The sequence below is a fragment of the Pseudarthrobacter sp. HLT1-7 genome (assembly GCF_059383435.1).
Window position 1 is genome coordinate 16,651 of sequence record NZ_JBWZCH010000022.1, and the last position, 19,191, is coordinate 35,841.

Sequence of the window (19,191 nt, forward strand, 5' to 3'; positions counted from 1 at the left end):
TCCTCTGTCGGGTCTTAGTGTTCGGGTGTCTGTGAAATGGTGCTGAAGCTGTTAGGTGTTACTCCGTGCCCAGGGCGCTTCCTCGATCGTGTCCTCGGCTGCGTCCTCCACCGCGTCCTCCACCGCATCCACCAACTGCGGCGCGGCGGCCGGGCCGGCGGGGTGGATGGTGGCGAGCACCTGGTCCGCCTTCACGAGGTCGCCGGAGCTGATGCTGATATGCACCGTCCCGGCCAGCGGCGCCACGAGCTGGTGTTCCATTTTCATGGCCTCCACGGAGAGGAGCACCTGGCCGGCCTTCACCGTGTCGCCGTTGCTGACGGAGACGGACACTACTGTGCCGGGCATCGGCGAGCGCACCGCCGGGTCAGCGGCGCCCTCCTCGCGTTCGATCGCGGCGAGCACCCGGTCCAGCCGGCTCTCGCGAGTGAGCACCTCAAGCCGGCAGGACCAGCCCTCGCTGCCGAGGAAGAGCTCCGAGGGGGCGCCCGGCACCGGGTTGCTCCAGCTCGGAGTGACGGGGCCGGTGTAGACGGGCGCGAGTGAGTACGTCCGGGTTTCGCCGTCCAGCGTCAATACCGCGCCACTACGCCTGATGAACTGCAGGCTAGCCGGCCGTTGCGGGCCGTCTCCTACCGAGACGAGGACCGGACCGTCAGCGGCACGGCCTGTCACACCCACAGTTCCGATGCCGCCATCAGATGTTCCCAGGCTGACCCGCCAGGGAGCACGCGCGCCGAGACGCCAGCCGTCGCCGCGCTGCCAGGGACCCGCTGCCGTGACCGGATTGTTCTGCTCCGTCATGGCCAGCGCATACAACGCGGAAGCCACCAGCTCGAAGTCGCCCACGCGCCGGAAGCTGAAGTCAGGCATTTTGCGCTCGATCAGTCCGGTGTCGAGCCGGCCGGCGCGGACGTCGGCGTCGTTGATCAGCAGGCGGAGATATTCGACGTTGGTGTCCACACCGAGGGCGGTGTACCCGGCGAGCGCCTCGTCCAGGGTGTCCAGGGCCGCGGTGCGGTGTTCCCCCCACGCGATGACCTTCGAGATCATCGGATCATAGCTGGCGGAGAGCTCGAGACCCTCGATCAGGGCCGAGTCCACCCGTACGCGGCCGCGGTCCGTTTCGGCTTCGTTGCGGGGAGGGGCGCTGGGGCGCTGTGCGGGGCCGGGGATCTCGTCCAGCAGCCGGACATGTCCGGTGGAGGGCATGAAGTTGCGTTCCGGGATTTCCGCGTAGACGCGCGCCTCCACCGAATGTCCGGTGAGCACGACGTCGTCCTGCCGGACGGTGAGTTCCTCGCCGGCGGCGATGCGGACCTGCCATTCCACCAGATCGACGCCGGTGACCATCTCGGTGACCGGGTGCTCCACCTGCAGGCGGGTGTTCATCTCCATAAAGAAGAACTCGTCCGGGGCGTTGTCGGAGACCAGGAATTCCACGGTGCCGGCGCCGGAATAGTGGACGCTGCGCGCGGCGTTGCAGGCGGCCTCGCCGAGGCGGGCGCGGATTTCGGCGCCGTCGGGCAAGGATTCCAACAGCGGGGAGGGCGCTTCCTCGATGACCTTCTGGTGGCGGCGCTGCAGCGAGCACTCGCGCTCCCCCAAATGGATGACGTTGCCGTGGTTGTCCGCCAGGACCTGAACCTCGATGTGGCGCGGGGTCAGGACCAGGCGTTCAAGGAACAGCGTGTCGTCACCGAAGGCGCTGGCCGCGACCCGGCGGGCGGTGGCCAGGGTGGCTTCGAGGTCCTCGGGCCGTTCCACAATGTGCATGCCCTTGCCGCCGCCGCCGGCGGAGGGTTTGATCAGCAGCGGGAAGCCGACGCCGGCGGAGGCCTCGATGAGTCGGGCGTCCGTCATCCCGGGTTCGGCGATGCCCGGGACCACCGGCACGCCGTAGCCCGCGACGTGGTTTTTGGAGCGGATCTTGTCGCCCATGACGTTCAGGGCCTCGACTCCGGGGCCGATGAAGGTGATGCCGTCCTTCTCCAGCGCACGGGCAAAGTCGACGTTCTCGCTCAGGAAGCCGTAGCCGGGGTGCACGGCCTCGGCGCCGGTGTCGCGGCAGGCCTGGATGATGGCCCCGATCTTCAGGTAGCTCTCGGCGGCGGCCGCGGGTCCGATCCGCACGGCGACGTCTGCCTCTCGCACGTGCCTGGCTCCGGCGTCGGCGTCCGAATAGACGGCCACCGAACGGATGCCCAGGGCACGCAGGGTGCGGATCACACGGCACGCGATCTCGCCGCGGTTGGCCACGAGCACGGTACCGAACAGCGGCTTCCGGGGTGTCAGGGAGGTAGTAGTCGGCGAAGAAATGGTCATTGCGGGCTCACATCCGGAAAAGGCCGAAGGAGGTCTCCGGCAGCGGGGTGCGGGAGACGACGTCGAGCGCCAGTCCCAGGACGGTGCGGGTGTCCGCGGGGTCGATCACGCCGTCATCCCAGAGGCGGGCGGTGGAGTAGTAGGGGCTGCCCTGGTCCTCGTACTGGGCCTTGATGGGCGCCTTGAACGCTTCCTCGTCCGCGGCGGACCATTCCTCACCCCGGGCCTCATACTGGTCACGCTTCACGGTGGCCAGCACGCTGGAGGCCTGGTTGCCGCCCATGACCGAGATCCGGGACGCCGGCCACATCCACAGGAAGCGCGGCGAGTAGGCCCGCCCGCACATCGAGTAGTTGCCCGCGCCGAAGGATCCGCCGATCACGATGGTCAGCTTGGGCACCCGTGCGGTGGCGACGGCGGTCACCATTTTGGCGCCGTTTTTGGCGATACCGCCCTGCTCGTAGTCCTTGCCGACCATAAAGCCGGACAGGTTCTGCAGGAAGATCAGCGGGATCCCGCGCTGGTCGCACAGTTCGATGAAGTGCGCGCCCTTGAGTGAGGATTCGCTGAACAGCACCCCGTTGTTGGCCACGATGCCGACGGGGTGGCCGTGCAGCTTCGCGAAACCGGTGACCAGGGTGGTGCCGTAGTTCTTCTTGAACTCGTGGAAGCCGCTGCCGTCCACCAGCCGGGCGATGACCTCGCGCACGTCGTACTGCGCGTTGACGTCGGTAGGTACGGCGCCGTAGAGTTCGTCCGGATCCGCCAGGGGCTCGACGACGGTGTCGACGTCCCAGACCGGGGCAGCCGGCCGGGGCAGGGTGGCGACGATGTCGCGGACGATCTGGAGGGCATGCTCATCGTTCTCGGCCAGGTGATCGGTCACGCCGGAGATCTTCGAGTGCACATCGCCGCCGCCAAGCTCCTCGGCCGTGACGATCTCACCGATCGCGGCCTTCACCAGCGGGGGCCCGCCCAGGAAGATGGTGCCCTGGTTGCGGACAATCACGGTCTCGTCGCTCATCGCGGGGACATAGGCGCCGCCGGCGGTGCAGGACCCCATCACGGAGGCGATCTGCGGGATCCTGGCCGCGGACATCTTGGCCTGGTTGAAGAAGATCCGGCCGAAGTGCTCCTTGTCCGGGAAGACCTCGTCCTGCTTAGGCAGGAAGGCGCCGCCGGAGTCCACAAGATAGATGCACGGCAGCCGGTTCTCCAGGGCGATTTCCTGCGCCCGGAGATGCTTCTTCACCGTCATCGGGTAGTAGGTGCCGCCCTTGACCGTGGCGTCATTGGAAATGACCAGGACCTGGCGGCCGTGCACCAGGCCGATCCCGGCAATAACCCCGGCGCCGGGCGAATCGTCGTTGTACATGCCGTTGGCCGCCAGCGGTGCGATCTCCAGGAACGGGCTGCCCTCGTCCAGGAGCTGGTTGATGCGCTCTCGGGGCAGGAGCTTGCCGCGGGCCACGTGGCGCTCCCGGGACTTCTCCGGCCCGCCCAATGCCGTAGTGGCCAGGCGTTCCTTCAACTCGCGGGCCAGTCCCAGCTGGGCCTCGCGGTTCGCGGCGAAGGCGGCGCCCGAGGCGTCCACCTGGCTGGCGATTGTCTGCATTGGCTGCTTCCGTTCTCGGCCTTGGTGCTGGGGCCCGGCTTCGTGGCCGATCCGGCCACTTCGGTTAGTACCGTATAACTGAGTTTTAGGTTAGTCTCTATTAACTGTGATGTCCAACACAGGGCCACGCGAGCAGCTGGTTTTTTGAGATGAGGGATGTGCCGGTGACCGAGCCCAGCCAGATGAGCCAGACCGGAACGCGGCCTCCGTCACTGCCGGTTCCAGCGCGACCGGTTCCAGCGCTACCGGTTCCAGCGCTACAGCCTCCAGCGCTGCCGGTTCCAGCGCTGCCGGTTCCAACTACCCAGCGCGGCCGGGCCAAGGAGAACCGGCGGCAGGCCTTACTGTCCGCAGCCGCCGCACTGTTCGCCGTCGACGGCTTCAACCGTGTGTCGCTTGAGGACCTGGGCGCCGCGGCAGGCGTCAGCGGACCCGCCGTCTACCGGCACTTTACCGGCAAGCAGGCCGTCCTCGGGGCGCTGCTGCTGAGCGTCAGCCAGGAGCTGCTCGACGGCGGCCACCGGGTTGTTGCGGAGTCCGACGGCGCCGCGGCGGCCCTGCGCCGGCTGGTGGAGTTCCACGTGGACTTTGCCCTCAGCAATCCCGACGTCATCCGGGTGCAGGACCAGGACTTCAGCAACCTTGCCGACGACGATCAGGCCGAGGTCCGCACGCTGCAGCGCAACTATGTGGAGCTCTGGGTCGATGTCCTGGCCGGACTGCACGCCGGTACCGAGGCCGCCGAGTTGCGGATGCGCGCCCACGCCACGTTCGGCCTGATCAACTCAACCCCGCACTCGGTACGCAGCCACGGGCGCCGGATGGGTGTCCGGCGCGCCAGGCCATTGCTCGAAAGCATGGCGCTGGCCGCACTCCTGGCACCGGCCGCACCGCCGGCGCACTGACGATGGCGAGTTTCGGCAGGGATGCCACGAACCGGGGCACGTTGCCGGTGCGCACCAACGATATGTTGGCCAGGTATGCCAGGTCCGGGACAGCTGGCGGGCGCCCACTTGGGCGCGCCCACTCGCCCAAGACGGCCGCTGTGGCACTTCCCATGGCGCCCATTCGGGTGCGCCCACTAGCGTGGTGGCTGCCGGGCTGACACCACGTCCCGAAGGATCTGCCGGCCCGCAACCACGAAACCCCGCAGCGCCTGCCGGCACGCCGGTAACCTACCCGGGGCGGGGCCAAGACAAGCGGCTACCTCCGGGGCCAAATTGACTCGCTATTCCCACCCCACCGGGACGCAGCCCGACGTTCCAGCCCAGTTACTCGGTTCCGGAACCCGTTTCCGTAAAAGGGAACCGCGGTATTCCGCTGGATCCCGCGGGTGCCGGCCGGTGCGCGTGGAAGTAACTGGGCGGGAGCGTCGTGCCGGCGTCCGGGACCCCCAGCGCGGCCATCTTCGGCGAACCGCTGGAGGCCTCAACTGAAGTGACGAAAGTCAACGACAGCAGGATCCGTGCAAAACCGCACGGTCCATCGCTGCGGCGGTATTCCGCGTGGGCGCGCTGGGCGTACATCGCAGCTGCCGCCCCCAATGACGAAAGCTGAGCAGCTGCACAGCTGGCCAGCCAGATCCCCAGACCGCCGCCGGCGCCTTTGCGGGTCGGGACTCATGCCACTCCCTCGTCCGAGTTCACGAGCTGCCGGAAAACAACTGCCGTGGTGGCCGGACCGGCGCTTAGACCATGGCCAGCGCCATACCGGGATCCGCCAGGATGGCGCCGAGGTCCTGCAGGAAGCGTGAGCCCTGTTCTCCGTCGACCAGCCGGTGGTCAAAGGAGAGGCTGAGCGTCATGACCTGGCGCAGCGCCACCTCGTCCCGGTACTCCCAGGGCATCTTCCGCACCGCGCCGAGAGCCAGGATGGCGGCCTCGCCCGGGTTGAGGATGGGGGTGCCGGAGTCGATCCCGAACACGCCGATGTTGGTGATGGAGATGGTACCGCCGGAGAGGTTGGCCGGGCTGGTCTTACCGGCCCGCGCCGTGTCCGTCAGTTCTGTGAGCGCCGTGGAGAGCTCCAGCAGGGACAGCCGGTCCGCATCCTTGATGTTCGGGACGGTCAGGCCGCGCGGCGTGGCGGCCGCGATGCCCAGGTTCACGTAGTTGTACTGGACGATCTCCTGCTTCGCCTCATCCCAGCAGGTGTTGAGCGTGGGGTGGTTGCGCAGAGCGATCAGCACGGCCTTGGACACAATGGTCAGCGGAGTGAGCTTGTAGCCGGCGAACGCGCGGCTGGCCTTCAGCCGGGCCAGCAGTTCCATCGTGGGGGTGACGTCGATGGTCAGGAACTCGGTCACATGCGGTGCGGTAAAGGCACTGGACACCATGGCGGCGGCGGTGAACTTGCGCACGCCCTTGATCGGCGACCGGGTCTCGCGGGCACCCTGCGCCGGCGCCGGATCCTGAGTGGACACACCGGCCAGTTCCTGAGCCGCCGCAGGCAGGTCCCCGCCCCCGACAAAGGTCCTTACGTCGTCGCGGGTGATGAGCCCGTGCTCCCCCGTGCCGGTGACGGCTTCGAGGTCGACGCCGAGGTCCTTGGCCAGTTTTCGCACCGGCGGGGTGGACCGCGGGCGCTCGGCGGAACGGATCCCGCCGGGCTCGGCCGGCGGGATCCCGGCCGGGGCGGCCTGAACCACCGGGGCCGCCTCAACGTGCTCCAGCACCGGGACGGGCGCGGCGGCCGAAGCCACGGGGGCCGTAAAGCTGCGGGCGCGGCGGGCCGGACGGCCGGAGCCTTCCAGGACGGCGCCGTACCCGACGAGGTTCGGCTCGCGCTTGGCTGCGGGTACACCCGAACCGGAGCCGCCGTCGTCGCCCTCAACCTCAAAGGAAACAATGGGCTTGCCGACCTCCACCACGGTGCCGGGCTGTTCGTGCAGCGCGGTGACCACACCCGCAAACGGCGAGGGAAGCTCGACGACGGCTTTGGCCGTCTCCACCTCCGCGATGATCTGGTTGAGCGCAACGGTATCCCCCACCGCGACCTTCCAGGCGACGATTTCCGATTCGGTGAGACCCTCACCGAGGTCCGGGAGCCTGAATTCCTTGATCATGGTGGCGGTCATCCTTCCAGCCCGCTCAGGGAGTTGGGACGGCCCAGGGCGCGGTCGACGCCGTCCAGGATCCGGTCCAGGCCCGGCAGGTGGTGCAGTTCGAGCTTTGAATTGGGGTACGGGACGTCGAAGCCGGTGACCCGGACCGGGGCGGCTTCGAGGTGGTAGAAACAGCGTTCGGTGATGCTCGCGGCGATTTCGGCGCCGATGCCGCCTGACTGGGAGGCCTCATGCGTGATGACCAGCCGTCCGGTCTTCCGGACCGAGGCCTCCAGGGTGGCGAAGTCCAGGGGGGCCAGCGAGCGCAGGTCGATGACCTCCACGGACACGCCTTCATCGGCGGCGGCGAGGGCGGCGTCCCTGGCGGTCTTCACGAGCGGGCCGTAGGCAACGAGGGTGACGTCCGTGCCTTCGGCGACCACGCGGGCCTTCTCCATGGACAGAGCGGCGCTGAGCTCAAGGATCTCATCCACCTCGCCCTTGTCGTGGTAGCGGCGCTTCGGTTCGAAGTAGAGCACCGGATCATCCGAGGCGATGGCCTGCTGGATCATCGTGTAGGCATCCTGCGGGTTGGACACGGAGATCACGCGCAGGCCCGAGGTGTGGGTGAAGTACGCCTCCGGGGACTCGGAGTGGTGTTCGGGTGAGCCGATGCCGCCGCCGAACGGTACGCGGATGGTGATGGGCATCTTGACGGCGCCCTGGGTGCGGTAGTGCATCTTGGCGACCTGGCTGACGATCTGGTCAAACGCCGGATAGATGAAGCCGTCGAACTGGATCTCCACCACCGGCCGGTAGCCGCGGTACGCCAGGCCGACGGCGGTGCCCATGATGCCGGATTCGGCGAGCGGGGTGTCCACGACGCGGTGCGTGCCGAAGTCCTTCTGCAGACCGTCGGTCACCCGGAAGACGCCGCCGAGGGCGCCGATGTCCTCTCCCATGAGGAGCACCTTGGGATCGTTCTCAAGGGACTTGCGCAGGCCCGAATTGATGGCTCGGGCAAAGGTCATCTGCGTCATCAGCGTGCACCTTCTTCAGAAGCGGCTTCTGCGGGATCACCGAAGGAAGCCAGGTAGCGGGAATAGTGGTCCTGCTGGCGGTCCAGCGAGGAATGGGGCGTGCTGTAGACGTTCTTGAAGATGTCCATCGGTGCCGGCTCGGGCATGTTGATAACGCCGGCGCGCATGTCCCTGGCGACGGCGTCCGCTTTGGCTGCGACGGCTGTCTCGAGTTCCTCGGTGAGCAGCCCCTTGCGTTCCAGCAGCGACTTGAGCCGGGAGATCGGGTCTTTGGCAGCCCAGTCCTCGAGCTCGTTGGCGTCGCGGTATTTGGTGGGATCATCCGCCGTCGTGTGCGGGCCCATCCGGTAGGTGACGGCCTCGATGAACGTGGGGCCGCCGCCGCGGCGTGCCCGGTCGATGGCGATGCGGGTTGCAGCCATCACGGCGAGGACGTCGTTGCCGTCCACCCGCATGCTGGGAATACCGAAGCCGGCGGCGCGGTCCGCAATCTGGATGTGGGACTGCAGCCGGACGGGCTCGGAGATGGCCCAGTGGTTGTTCTGGCAGAAGAAGACCACCGGGGACTGGAAGCTGGCGGCGAACACCAGGGCCTCGTTGACGTCGCCCTCGCTCGTGGCGCCGTCGCCGAAGTAGGCCACTGCCACTGAATCGGCGCCGTCGTTCTGAATGCCCATGGCGTAGCCGGTGGCATGCAATGTCTGCGCGCCGATAATAATCTGCTGTGTTGCCACATTCACCGTGTACGGGTCCCAGCCGGCCAGGGCGTTGCCCCGCCAGGCTTTCACGATGTCCTCCGGGTTTACCCCGCGGCAGTAGGCGACGCCGTTGTCGCGGTAGCTGGGGAAGACGAAATCGTCGTCGCGCAGGGCCCGCGCCGAGCCGATCTGGGACGCTTCCTGGCCCAGCAGCGGGGGCCAGAGGGCAAGCTCACCCTGGCGCTGCAGTGCTGTGGCCTCGGTGTCGATCCGGCGGATGACCACCATGTCCTCGTAGAGCGCACCAAGCTGCTCGTCGCTGACATCCCGGACCCAGGGGTCGAACTCTGGGTGGCTGACACGTTCACCCCCGGGGGTGATGAGCTGAACGAGATCCCCGCCCGTCCGCCTGTTTGATTCTGCACTGTTCCCGGGGCCGCCGGCGGCAATGCCGCCCTTGCCCGCGTCGTCGGTAAACACAGTTGTCCGCACCTTCTGACGTCGTCTGACCGGAACTCGCAGGACTCGTGATCCCGCTGCGCGCCAGCCGCCCGGGCGCCGTTGCCCCGGATAGTTGTGACCCTACTCACAATGCCCATTGGGTACAACCACCCGTCGATAGGTTGAGCATTCTGCACTGTCCGGAGCCACTGGACCGTGCTAATCTTGCGCATTATGCAACCCCTGGATGGCACCGACACCCGCCTGCTTTCGGCCATGGCCGGTGACCCCCGCCGCACCGTTGTGGCGCTGGCCCAAAAGCTCGGTTTGTCCCGGAACACTGTCCAGGCCCGGATGGCCCAGCTGGAGAAGAAGCACGTGTTCCTTTCCTTTGAACGGCGCATCAATCCGGCCTCGCTGGGCTACCCGCTGATGGCGTTCATCTCCGTGCATGTCCAGCAGCAGAAGCTCGGCCAGCTGGCGGTGGAACTGGCGGGGATCCCGGAGATCCTCGAAGGCTACGGCCTTACGGGCTCGGCGGACCTCCTGCTCCGGGTAGTGGCGCTCGACGCCGAGGATCTCTTCCGGATCAACGGCAAGATCCTGTCCTGTAACGGCGTGGACCGGACGGACACCGCCCTGGCCATGGGTGAGCTCATCCCGTTCCGGATCCAACCCCTGCTGGAGCGGGGCTCCGCGGCGGGCTGACCGCCGGCGCCGCGGAAGGCCGACCGCGGAGGGCTGACCGCCGGCGCGGCGGACACACAACTGGAGCCCCCGTGCAATACACGGGAGCTCCTGTTGTCCAGCTGGCCGACTGCGCCAGCGCTTCGGTACTTAGTGGTCGGTGGCCTTCTCGGCGCCCACACCCGTGAGGGAGCGGACTTCCATTTCGGCCTGCTTGGTGGTGTCTTCCAGCGTCTTATCCAGCACCGAACCGAGCCAGCCCAGGAGGAACGCGAGCGGGATGGAGACGATGCCGGGGTTGCTGAGCGGGAAGATTGCGAAGTTGGCGCCCGGGATCATGGACGTCTTCGCACCCGAAACCACCGGGGACAGCGTGATCAGGATAATGGCCGAGCCCAGGCCGCCATACATGCTCCAGAGCGCGCCCTGGGTGGTGAAGCGGCGCCAGAAGAGCGAGTACACGATGGTGGGCAGGTTGGCCGAGGCGGCCACGGCGAAGGCGAGCGCCACGAGGAACGCCACATTCTGTCCGTTGGCGAAGATACCGCCGACGATGGCCAGGATACCGATGACGATGACGGTCTTGCGGGCCACCTTGACCTCGGTGTCCGGATCGGCCTTGCCCTTGGCAATGACGCTGGCGTAAATGTCGTGGGCAAAGGATGCCGCCGCCGTGATGGTAAGCCCGGCGACGACGGCCAGGATGGTGGCGAAGGCCACCGCCGAGATGAAGCCGAGCAGCAGCGGCCCGCCGAGGTAGAAGGCCAGCAGCGGTGCGGCCGAGTTGACGCCGCCCGGGGCACCCTTGATGGTGTCAGCGCCCACCAGGGCAGCCGCGCCGTAACCCAGGACCAGGGTGAACAGATAGAAGATACCGATCAGCCAGATGGACCAGACCACGGACTTGCGGGCCTCCTTGGCGGTGGGCACCGTGTAGAAGCGCATCAGCACGTGCGGCAGGGCCGCGGTACCGAGGACCAGGGCCAGGCCAAGGGACATGAAGTCGAGCTTGGAAGTCTCTGACTTGCCGTACTGAAGCCCCGGGTTGAGAAGGTTCGGGTTCTTGGAGGTTTCCACCGCGCCGCCCAGCAGGTCGGAGAGGTTGAAGCCGTAGATTGCGAGGACCCAGAACGTCATGACCGCGGCGCCGGCAATCAGCAGGATGGCCTTGATGATCTGCACCCAGGTGGTGCCCTTCATGCCGCCGATCAGGACGTACATGATCATCAGGGCGCCGACGACGATGATCACCAGGGCCTGTCCGCCCCAGTCGCTGATGCCCAGCAGCAGCGAGATCAGGCTTCCCGCGCCGGCCATCTGGGCCAGGAGGTAGAAGAAGCAGACCGCGAGGGTGGAGATGGCCGCAGCGATGCGCACGGGGCGCTGCTTGAGCCGGAAGGAGAGCACATCGGCCATGGTGAACTTGCCGGTATTGCGGAGCAGTTCGGCCACCAGCAGCAGGGCAACCAGCCAGGCGACGAGGAAGCCGATGGAGTACATAAAGCCGTCGTAGCCGTTGATGGCGATGGCGCCGGTGATGCCCAGGAACGAGGCCGCCGAGAGGTAGTCGCCGGCGATGGCGGTGCCGTTCTGCGGGCCCGTGAAGGAACGCCCGGCAGCGTAGTAGTCCGCCGCCGTCTTGTTGTTGCGGCTGGCCTTGATCACAATGATCATGGTGACCGCGACGAACAGGCCGAAGATGCCCATGTTCAGCAGGGTGGTGTCCTTGAGATCCGCAACGTTTACTGCGGGAACCATAAGCGTCATTTCGTTTCCCCGCCAATCTGGTTGCCGTGTTTATCGAATTCGTGGCCTTCGATTTCCTGGCGGATTTCGGCGGCTATCGGGTCCAGCTTCCGGTTGGAATAGCTGACATACCAGCCCGTGATAGCGAACGTGGACACGAACTGCAGCAGCCCCATAATCAGGCCGACGTTGATGTTGCCCCAGACCTTGATGGACATAAAGCCCACCGCGTAGTCAGCCAGCAGGACATAGGCGAAGTACCAGAGCAAAAACGCAATGGCCATCGGAAAGACAAAGCTGCGGTGACGTTTGCGAAGTTCCTGGAACCGCTCCGTCGACTGGACTTCTTTGAAGTCCACGGACGCCGCGGCGTCCGTTTCTTGGGCTTCGTGACCCATCGTTCCTCCTCATTGAGACTTGTGAGCCCACACCGGCCGCGCTGGTCTTCTCGAAACAGTCTTCCGGCCCATGTGACTGCAATCACTGTGCATCGTGATGCGCCTAACAATCCACAACCGCCGTACCCTGCGTCGCCCAGCGGTCAGGATGCTGCGCCCAGCGGCACCTGATGTGCGGCCCCGTCGGCTGATGCGGGGCGCCCGCGCTACGCTGGGCCCATGCCGGACTCTCCCCTGTTTACCGCCGCCGCCGTCGCCGTGATCGCGATGGCGATCGCCGTCGTCGTCGCTGTGGGGCTCAGGGTCCTGCGTTCCTTCCGGGAGCTGGGCACCGACGCGGAGCAGGCCACCTACAAGACCCTGCACGCGGCCTCCCGGGCCGGGCAGCACCTGCGGACCGGACTCAACCCGGCGGGCGCCGCCAAGGCCAGCCGGCAGCTGCGCAGCCTGCTGGCCAGCGACGCGCTGGCGATCACGGACACCGCGGGGGTGCTCGCGTGGGACGGGGCCGGCGAGGAGCTCAGGCCCGTGCTGATGGGGCTCGCCGCCGGGGTGCTCGACGGCGGCCACACCGCCGTCATCCCGGCGGGCGAGGTCCAGGAACTCGCCCAGGCCAGGGGCGTTATTCCGGCCCGGCCGGTGGTGGAGCGCGCTGCGGTCATCGCCCCGATCAGGGCCGGCACCCGGGTGGTGGGCGTCGTGGCGGCTTTCGCACCGTCGGCCGGTGCAGGACTGGTCCGTGCCACCAGCGAGGTGGCCGACTGGGTGGCCGCGCAGGTGGAGCTGGCCGAACTCGATGCCTCCCGTACCCTGCTGATGGAGGCCGAGGTGCGTGCGCTCCGGGCCCAGATCAGCCCGCACTTCATCTACAACTCGCTCAACGCCATCGCGTCCTTTATCAACACCGATCCGGTGCGGGCGCGCGAGCTCGTGGTGGAGTTTGCCGACTTCACCCGCTATTCCTTCCGCCGGCACGGTGACTTCACCACCCTGGCCGAAGAGCTTCGCTGCATCGACCGCTACCTGCTCCTGGAGCGCGCCCGGTTCGGCGACCGCGTGCAGGTCAGCCTGCGGATCGCGCCCGAGGTACTCAGCACCGTGATCCCGTTCCTGAGCCTCCAGCCGCTCGTGGAAAACGCGGTCCGGCACGGCCTCGAGGCCAAGGAGGGTCCCGGCCACATCTCCATCACGGCCCACGACTCCGGCGCCTTCGCCGAGGTGACCATCGAGGACGACGGCGTCGGGATGGACCCCGAACAGCTGCGGTCCGTCCTCGCCGGGCACAGCGACGGCGACCACGTGGGACTGCGCAACGTCGACACCCGGCTGCGGCAGGTTTACGGCGAGGATAACGGGCTCGTCATCGAGACGGCACCCGGCGAAGGGACCCTGATCACCATGCGGGTACCCAAATCCCAACCCCGTCACGATGCGTGATCCTGCGGACGACTGCTGCGGCTGATGGCTGCGGCGCTACTCTAGAACCATGATTAACGTCCTCGTCGCCGACGACGAGCTGCCCGCCGTCGAGGAACTGGCTTTCCTGCTCGGCCGGGATGACCGGATCGGCACCATCTACCGGGCTTCCTCCGGAACCGAGGCCCTGCGCGCCCTCGAAGCGGAGGACGTCGACGCCGTCTTCCTCGACATTCACATGCCTGCACTTTCCGGGCTGGACATTGCCCGGGTCATCTCCCGCAGCGCCCACCCGCCCGCCGTCGTGTTCGTCACCGCCGACGAGGACTGCGCCCTGGAGGCGTTTGAGCTGGCCGCAGTGGACTACCTGCTCAAACCCCTGCGCGCCGACCGGCTGTCGAAGTCGATCGGACGAATCTGCGATCTGCTCAAGGACGGCGCGAAGGCACCGGAAATGATCACGGTGGACCTCGGCGGGACCACCAAGATGATCCGGCGCGATGACGTCACCTACGTCCAGGCCCAGGGTGACTACGCCAGGCTCCACACCGCGGACGCGAGCTACCTGATCCGGGTTCCGCTGGCCGATCTCGAACAGCAATGGGCCGACGCCGGATTCATCCGCACGCACCGCTCGTACCTGATCGCCCTGAACCACGTCAGCCACATGAAGCTTGCCTCGGCGAGCCCCAGCGTGACCGTGGCCGGGGCGGAACTGCCGATCAGCCGGCGGCATCTGCCGTCCGTGCGGGAGAAGCTTGAAGCCACCCGGATCCGGCCCCAGGCATGACCCGCGTCCGGGTCACGGCCCCCCGCACCGCTGCGCAGAACGGCACGGCGCTGCCCGCGGTGCGCTCGGCCGCGGCACTACGTGAAGCCGCCGAGGAGTCCGACGCCGGCCAGGTGTTCGTCCGCTCGCTGATCCGCTCGCAGCTGCGGCTGGCGCTCGTGGTGGCCGGCGGCTTCCTGCTGATCCTGCTCGCCTTCCCGCTGATGCTCGGATTAGTCCCCGGGCTCGCGGAATCAACGATTGTGGGCCTGCCGTTCGACTGGGTCCTGCTCGGTGCCGGCAGCTATCCCGTCGTCGGGCTCAGCGCCTGGCTGTACATCCGGACCGCGGCGCGGAACGAGGCCCGCTACCGGGACCTCGTCGGGGACAGGTGAGGCGCCGGTGAATCCGGTTGTCGGCATCGCGGCATTCGCCGCCGTCTCGCTGGCCACCGCCGCCATCGGCTTCTACGGGCTGCGGATCTCGCGCACCACCGGGGACTTCTATGTGGCCTCCCGCACGGTCCGGCCGTGGTGGAACGCCTCGGCGATCGGGGGCGAATACCTCTCCGCCGCCAGTTTCCTCGGTGTGGCCGGACTCATCCTGCTCTCCGGCACGGACGCCCTGTGGTTTCCCGTGGGCTACACCGCCGGGTACCTTATGCTGCTGTTGTTCGTGGCTGCCCCGCTGCGGCGCTCCGGCGCGTACACGATTCCGGATTTCACCGAGGCACGGCTTGACTCGCGGGCGGCACGCCGCGTCACGAGCATCGTGGTGGTGGTGGTCGGCTGGCTCTACATCGTCCCCCAGCTCCACGGCGCGGCGCTGGCCATCCGGATCACCACCGGCCTGCCTGCGTGGGTGGGGCAGGTAGCGGTGGTCGCCGTCGTCTGCATCACCGTCATAGCCGGCGGGATGCGCTCCATCACGTTCGTCCAGGCATTCCAGTACTGGTTGAAACTGACGGCGCTGGCCGTGCCGATCCTGTTCATCCTGTTCGTCCTGGCCGGCACCGGGACCCCCGCCGTGGCCGAGGCCGCCGTGAACCCCACGGCCGCTCCCCCGGCCGGGCCGTACCAGAACATCTCCCTGCTGGTGGCGCTGCTGTTCGGCACGCTGGGGCTCCCGCATGTCCTGGTGCGCTTCTACACGAACCCGGACGGGCAGTCGGCCCGCCGGACCACGCTGATTGTCCTGGGCCTGCTCTCGGTCTTTTACCTGTTCCCGACCGCGTACGGCCTGATCGGGCGGATGTTCGCCCCGGGGCTGGCCCAGAGCGGGCAGGCCGACGCCCTCGTGCTGCTGCTGCCGGGCCGGATGGTCGGCGGCATGGCCGGTGACCTGCTCACCGCCCTGGTGGTGGCCGGGGCGTTCGCGGCGTTCCTGTCGACGACGTCCGGGCTGGTGGTCTCGCTCGCCGGGGTGATCAGCCAGGATGTGCTGGGCGGAAGTGTGCGCGGCTTCCGCTGGGCGGCGCTGATTTCGGCCGTTGTGCCGCTGGGGATCGCCTCCATGACGGATTCGCTGGCGCTGGCCGGCAGCGTGGGGATGGTGTTCGCGTTCACCGCGTCCACGATCTGCCCCGTGCTGCTGCTGGGCATCTGGTGGCGGGGGCTTACGGATACGGGGGCCATCGCCGGTATGGTGACCGGTGCCCTGTTGTGCGGCGGTGCCATGGTGGCCGGAGCGTTCGTGGGTGCCGCCGGGACGCCGTCGTGGCTCGCTCAGCCCGCCGCGTGGACGGTGCCTTCAGCGTTCGCCGTGATGGTCCTGGTGTCCCGGGCGACCAAGGACCGGGTACCGCGGACCATCACGCGGCTGATGACCCGGCTGCACACCCCGGAACGGCCGCTCGCGACCGGGCGGTAGCCCGTCAGTCGATCGCGGACATCAGTTCGACGACACGGTCCAGGAAGGCGTCCACCTGGCTTTCCTCGTAACCGTCCCGGCCCACTGCTGGGCGGAAAACGGCGCGCCGGACGTTGTCCACGCTCAGCGGCTTCTCCTCCTCGAGGTAGCCGATCAGTTCATGGCACAGGTCGTCCACGTCGGTGGTGTTGTAGCTGCGGACCTTAGCCTTGGCGGGGCGCCGGAAGCGCTGGTCGTCCGGGCGGTGCAGGCGGCCGCGGAGCAGTCCGGCGAGCCTGCCGATGTCACGCAGCCAGGCTTCCTCGCCGCTCTCGGCCACCAGATCATCGCGTTCCCGCCGGGCCAGGGCATCCTCAAGGCGGTCCAGCGCCGCGTCCACGCCGGCAGCGGCATAGCCGCCCTTGACGGGATCGAAGGAAACGGCCCGGACGTCGGCGCTCCTGACGGGGCGGCCCGCCGTCCCCGGGGTCTCGAAGGACACCCGTGCGCGCTGCAGGAACTGATCGACCTGTTTGGCGTTGTAGCCGTATTCGTTCCGCTGAACTCGGTCAAAGGACGCAGGAATCTGCCGTTGAATGTCCACTGTCACTATGTTTCCTTCAATGCCGTTCGGCTGGTTTGCTCGGCACCATTCTAGTGGCCGGACGTTGGTGCGATGTGGGAATGCGGAGGGGCCTACACGCCGGCCATGGCCGAGAAGAGGATGAACGCCACCGGGGAAGCGAAGACGATCGAATCCAGCCGATCCATAAAGCCGCCGTGGCCGGGCAGGATGCTGCTCATGTCCTTGATGCCCAGTTCACGCTTGACCATGGATTCGGAGAGATCCCCGGCGGTTGCCGCCGCGACCATGCCCACGGCCAGTACCACCCCAACCCACCAGGGCTTGTCCAGCAGGAAGATGGCGGCGAGCACACCAACGACGGTGGCGCCGGCGATGGAGCCGCCAAAGCCTTCCCAGGACTTCTTGGGACTGATCTTCGGGGCCATCGGGTGCTTGCCGAGCGAGGCGCCCACCAGATAGCCGAAGGTGTCATTTGCCACCACGAGCAGCAGAAGGGTGGCGATGTGCCATGCACCGGGCGGGGCAACGCCGTCGGGCCAGAGGCCTACCGGTGCCGCCCCTACCGGGGTGTGCAGCGGCAGCACCGCAAAGCTGATCAGGAACGGCACCCAGGCCAGGGTAAAGACCCCGGCGAAAATGCTGCGGGCGGAGCCGGCCGCGCCTTCAAGAGACCGCCACAGCAGCACCGCCACGCTGCTGAGCAGCATGGCGAACAGCAGGCTTTCCGCACCGCCGAAGTAGGCGGCGGCCGGCATCGCTAGGGCGCCGGTCATCACCGGAACCACCGGCAGCCGGGTTCCAGAGGCTTCCAGGGCCCGGAAGATTTCCCAGACTCCGAAGACCGCGAAAACGGTGACGAGCAGGACGAAGACCAGCGGGAGGATAAGCAGTCCGCCCAGGACGGAGATGAGCATTACAAGGCCCACCGCGGTGGCGGCAGGAAGGTTCCTGCCGGCTTTGGGTGTCGGATTCTTCCGTTCTTTACCCCGCCCCCGGACGCGTAGTCCGGCGGCCCGCTGTTCTTCCCCCATCAGACCTCGAGCAGCTCGGCTTCCTTGCGCTTGAGCAGCTCGTCAATTCCGTCCACATGGGCCTTGGTCATGGCGTCGAGTTCCTTTTCGCCGCGGCTGCCCTCGTCCTCGCCGGCGTCGCCGTCCTTGACCAGCTTGTCCAGCGTCTCCTTGGCCTTGCGGCGGATGTTGCGGATGGAGACCTTGGCGTCCTCGCCCTTGGATTTCACGATCTTGACGTATTCCTTGCGGCGTTCCTGCGTCAGATCCGGAATGGTGATCCGGATGACGTTGCCGTCGTTGGAGGGGTTGGCTCCCACCTCGGAGTCGCTCAGGGCACGTTCGATGTCGCGCAGGGCGGTCTTATCGAAGGGCGTGATCAGGATGGTGCGGGCGTCCGGGATGGCGAAGGAGGCCAGCTGCTGCAACGGCGTGGGTGAGCCGTAGTAGTCCACCAGGACCTTGTTGTACAGGCCCGGGTTGGCGCGGCCGGTACGGATCGAGGCGAATTCTTCCTTGGCTACTTCAACCGCCTTGTCCATCTTGTCCCCGGCTTCGAGCAAGGTTTCTTCGATCACGATCTCTCCTCAGAAATTTGGTGCATCCGCCGCTGGCGGGGCGCTGCACGGTCTTGATTCCGGTGGTGTCTTCCACCTGGCTACCCCCGCTACTAGGGGGTGCGGAACTGTCCTGAAAACATCCTAACCGTTGCTAGGGGGTCACTACTGTGCCCAGCTCCTCGCCACGGATGGCGCGGGTGACGTTTCCTTCGCCTTCCATCCCGAACACCACCATGGTCAGGTTGTTGTCTTTGCACATGGTCATGGCGGTCTGGTCCATCACCCGGATATCGCGGCGCAGGGCCTCGTCGTAGCTGAGGCGGTGGAGCTTTTCCGCACTGGGGTCCTTCTTCGGGTCGGCGGTGTAGATGCCGTCGACGCCGCTCTTGGCCATGAGGACGACGTCGGCGTGGACCTCCAGGGCCCGCTGCGCGGCCACGGTGTCCGTGGAGAAGTAGGGCAGTCCGGCACCGGCGCCGAAGATGACGACGCGGCCCTTTTCCATGTGCCGGATCGCGCGGCGCGGAATGTATGCCTCGGCAACCTGGCCCATGGTGATGGCGCTCTGCACCCGGGTTTCCACGCCTGCCTGTTCCAGGAAGTCCTGGAGCGCGAGGCAGTTCATGACGGTACCGAGCATCCCCATGTAATCAGCGCGGGAGCGGTCCATGCCGCTCTGCGACAGTTCGGCACCGCGGAAGAAATTCCCGCCGCCGACGACGATTGCGACCTCCACGTCGGGCACTGCGGCTGCGATCTGCTTGGCTACGCCGCGGACGGTATCCGGGTCAACGCCCAGCTTCCCGGCGCCGAAAACCTCGCCGGAGAGCTTCAACAAAACTCGGCGCCGGCCCTTCTTTGGCTGGGCTGAAGTGGTGACGGTTTCCATGGTGCCTTCCCGTTGGTGAACTCTGAGCTAGGGTATCGTGCCGGGGGCCAAAGGCATCATTCTGCCCGGTTTTGCTGGGGCGCCCCCGATGCATGCAAAAGGGGCGGCCACCGCAGTGGC

17 protein-coding genes are annotated in these 19,191 nt (G+C 67.2%); 6 read left to right on the forward strand and 11 right to left on the reverse strand.

Annotated elements, in window-relative coordinates:
• Positions 1-51: 51 nt before the first annotated feature.
• Positions 52-2,325: an acetyl/propionyl/methylcrotonyl-CoA carboxylase subunit alpha gene (locus AC50X6_RS17010; RefSeq protein ID WP_494967345.1), complete on the reverse strand. Its 2,274-nt coding sequence runs from the start codon at positions 2,323-2,325 to the stop codon at positions 52-54.
• A 7-nt stretch (positions 2,326-2,332) separates the two neighbouring features.
• Complete coding sequence (locus AC50X6_RS17015) at positions 2,333-3,940, reverse strand: carboxyl transferase domain-containing protein (RefSeq protein WP_494967346.1); 1,608 nt, start codon at positions 3,938-3,940, stop codon at positions 2,333-2,335.
• A gap of 272 nt (positions 3,941-4,212) precedes the next feature.
• Between AC50X6_RS17015 and AC50X6_RS17020 the strand changes: the two genes are divergently transcribed.
• On the forward strand, positions 4,213-4,845 hold the full coding sequence (locus AC50X6_RS17020) for an SACE_7040 family transcriptional regulator (protein ID WP_494967390.1): 633 nt from the start codon (positions 4,213-4,215) through the stop codon (positions 4,843-4,845).
• 782 nt (positions 4,846-5,627) lie between these two features.
• On the opposite strand, the gene AC50X6_RS17025 is transcribed toward AC50X6_RS17020, so the two are convergent.
• From AC50X6_RS17025 to pdhA, 3 genes are read right to left on the reverse strand one after another with little or no spacing between them, the layout of a single operon-like run.
• Entirely contained in the window at positions 5,628-7,016 is a 1,389-nt protein-coding gene (locus AC50X6_RS17025; protein WP_494967347.1) for a dihydrolipoamide acetyltransferase family protein, read from the reverse strand.
• Positions 7,013-8,023, reverse strand: a complete 1,011-nt coding sequence (locus AC50X6_RS17030) for an alpha-ketoacid dehydrogenase subunit beta (protein ID WP_494967348.1) — start codon at positions 8,021-8,023, stop codon at positions 7,013-7,015. Before AC50X6_RS17030 ends, AC50X6_RS17025 begins: the two co-directional genes overlap by 4 nt.
• Positions 8,023-9,201, reverse strand: a complete 1,179-nt coding sequence (pdhA, locus tag AC50X6_RS17035) for a pyruvate dehydrogenase (acetyl-transferring) E1 component subunit alpha (protein WP_494967349.1) — start codon at positions 9,199-9,201, stop codon at positions 8,023-8,025. The genes AC50X6_RS17030 and pdhA overlap by 1 nt, the downstream gene beginning before the upstream one ends.
• A gap of 195 nt (positions 9,202-9,396) precedes the next feature.
• Between pdhA and AC50X6_RS17040 the strand changes: the two genes are divergently transcribed.
• On the forward strand, positions 9,397-9,870 hold the full coding sequence (locus AC50X6_RS17040) for an Lrp/AsnC family transcriptional regulator (RefSeq protein WP_494967350.1): 474 nt from the start codon (positions 9,397-9,399) through the stop codon (positions 9,868-9,870).
• A 129-nt stretch (positions 9,871-9,999) separates the two neighbouring features.
• Here the strand turns inward: AC50X6_RS17040 and AC50X6_RS17045 are convergent, their stop codons facing one another.
• Positions 10,000-11,616: a monocarboxylic acid transporter gene (locus AC50X6_RS17045; protein ID WP_494967351.1), complete on the reverse strand. Its 1,617-nt coding sequence runs from the start codon at positions 11,614-11,616 to the stop codon at positions 10,000-10,002.
• Positions 11,613-11,993: a DUF485 domain-containing protein gene (locus AC50X6_RS17050; RefSeq protein ID WP_494967352.1), complete on the reverse strand. Its 381-nt coding sequence runs from the start codon at positions 11,991-11,993 to the stop codon at positions 11,613-11,615. The genes AC50X6_RS17045 and AC50X6_RS17050 overlap by 4 nt, the downstream gene beginning before the upstream one ends.
• Positions 11,994-12,212: 219 nt before the next feature.
• Here AC50X6_RS17050 and AC50X6_RS17055 point away from each other — a divergent pair, with 219 nt between their 5' ends.
• The 4 genes from AC50X6_RS17055 to AC50X6_RS17070 are packed head-to-tail and all read left to right on the forward strand — an operon-like array spanning position 12,213 to position 16,047.
• Positions 12,213-13,430 (forward strand): sensor histidine kinase, encoded by a 1,218-nt coding sequence (locus AC50X6_RS17055; protein ID WP_494967353.1) that lies wholly within the window; start codon positions 12,213-12,215, stop codon positions 13,428-13,430.
• 49 nt (positions 13,431-13,479) lie between these two features.
• Positions 13,480-14,199 carry a LytR/AlgR family response regulator transcription factor gene (locus tag AC50X6_RS17060; RefSeq protein WP_326967708.1) on the forward strand — a complete coding sequence of 240 codons (720 nt, stop codon included), beginning with the start codon at positions 13,480-13,482 and terminating at the stop codon, positions 14,197-14,199.
• A complete protein-coding gene (locus tag AC50X6_RS17065) occupies positions 14,196-14,573 on the forward strand; it encodes a DUF485 domain-containing protein (RefSeq protein ID WP_494967354.1) in 378 nt (125 codons plus the stop codon). The genes AC50X6_RS17060 and AC50X6_RS17065 overlap by 4 nt, the downstream gene beginning before the upstream one ends.
• 7 nt (positions 14,574-14,580) lie before the next feature.
• Positions 14,581-16,047 carry a sodium/solute symporter gene (locus AC50X6_RS17070; protein WP_494967355.1) on the forward strand — a complete coding sequence of 489 codons (1,467 nt, stop codon included), beginning with the start codon at positions 14,581-14,583 and terminating at the stop codon, positions 16,045-16,047.
• Positions 16,048-16,051: 4 nt separating this feature from the next.
• Here the strand turns inward: AC50X6_RS17070 and AC50X6_RS17075 are convergent, their stop codons facing one another.
• The 4 genes from AC50X6_RS17075 to pyrH form a co-directional block, all read right to left on the reverse strand.
• On the reverse strand, positions 16,052-16,636 hold the full coding sequence (locus AC50X6_RS17075; protein ID WP_494967356.1) for a DivIVA domain-containing protein: 585 nt from the start codon (positions 16,634-16,636) through the stop codon (positions 16,052-16,054).
• Positions 16,637-16,722: 86 nt separating this feature from the next.
• Positions 16,723-17,643: a phosphatidate cytidylyltransferase gene (locus AC50X6_RS17080; protein WP_494967357.1), complete on the reverse strand. Its 921-nt coding sequence runs from the start codon at positions 17,641-17,643 to the stop codon at positions 16,723-16,725.
• The gene (gene frr / locus AC50X6_RS17085) at positions 17,643-18,200 is read right to left on the reverse strand and encodes a ribosome recycling factor (protein WP_326967703.1); all 558 of its coding nucleotides are present in this window, start codon (positions 18,198-18,200) and stop codon (positions 17,643-17,645) included. The genes AC50X6_RS17080 and frr overlap by 1 nt, the downstream gene beginning before the upstream one ends.
• Before the next feature lie 133 nt (positions 18,201-18,333).
• Complete coding sequence (gene pyrH, locus AC50X6_RS17090) at positions 18,334-19,071, reverse strand: UMP kinase (protein ID WP_494967358.1); 738 nt, start codon at positions 19,069-19,071, stop codon at positions 18,334-18,336.
• Positions 19,072-19,191 lie beyond the last annotated feature (120 nt).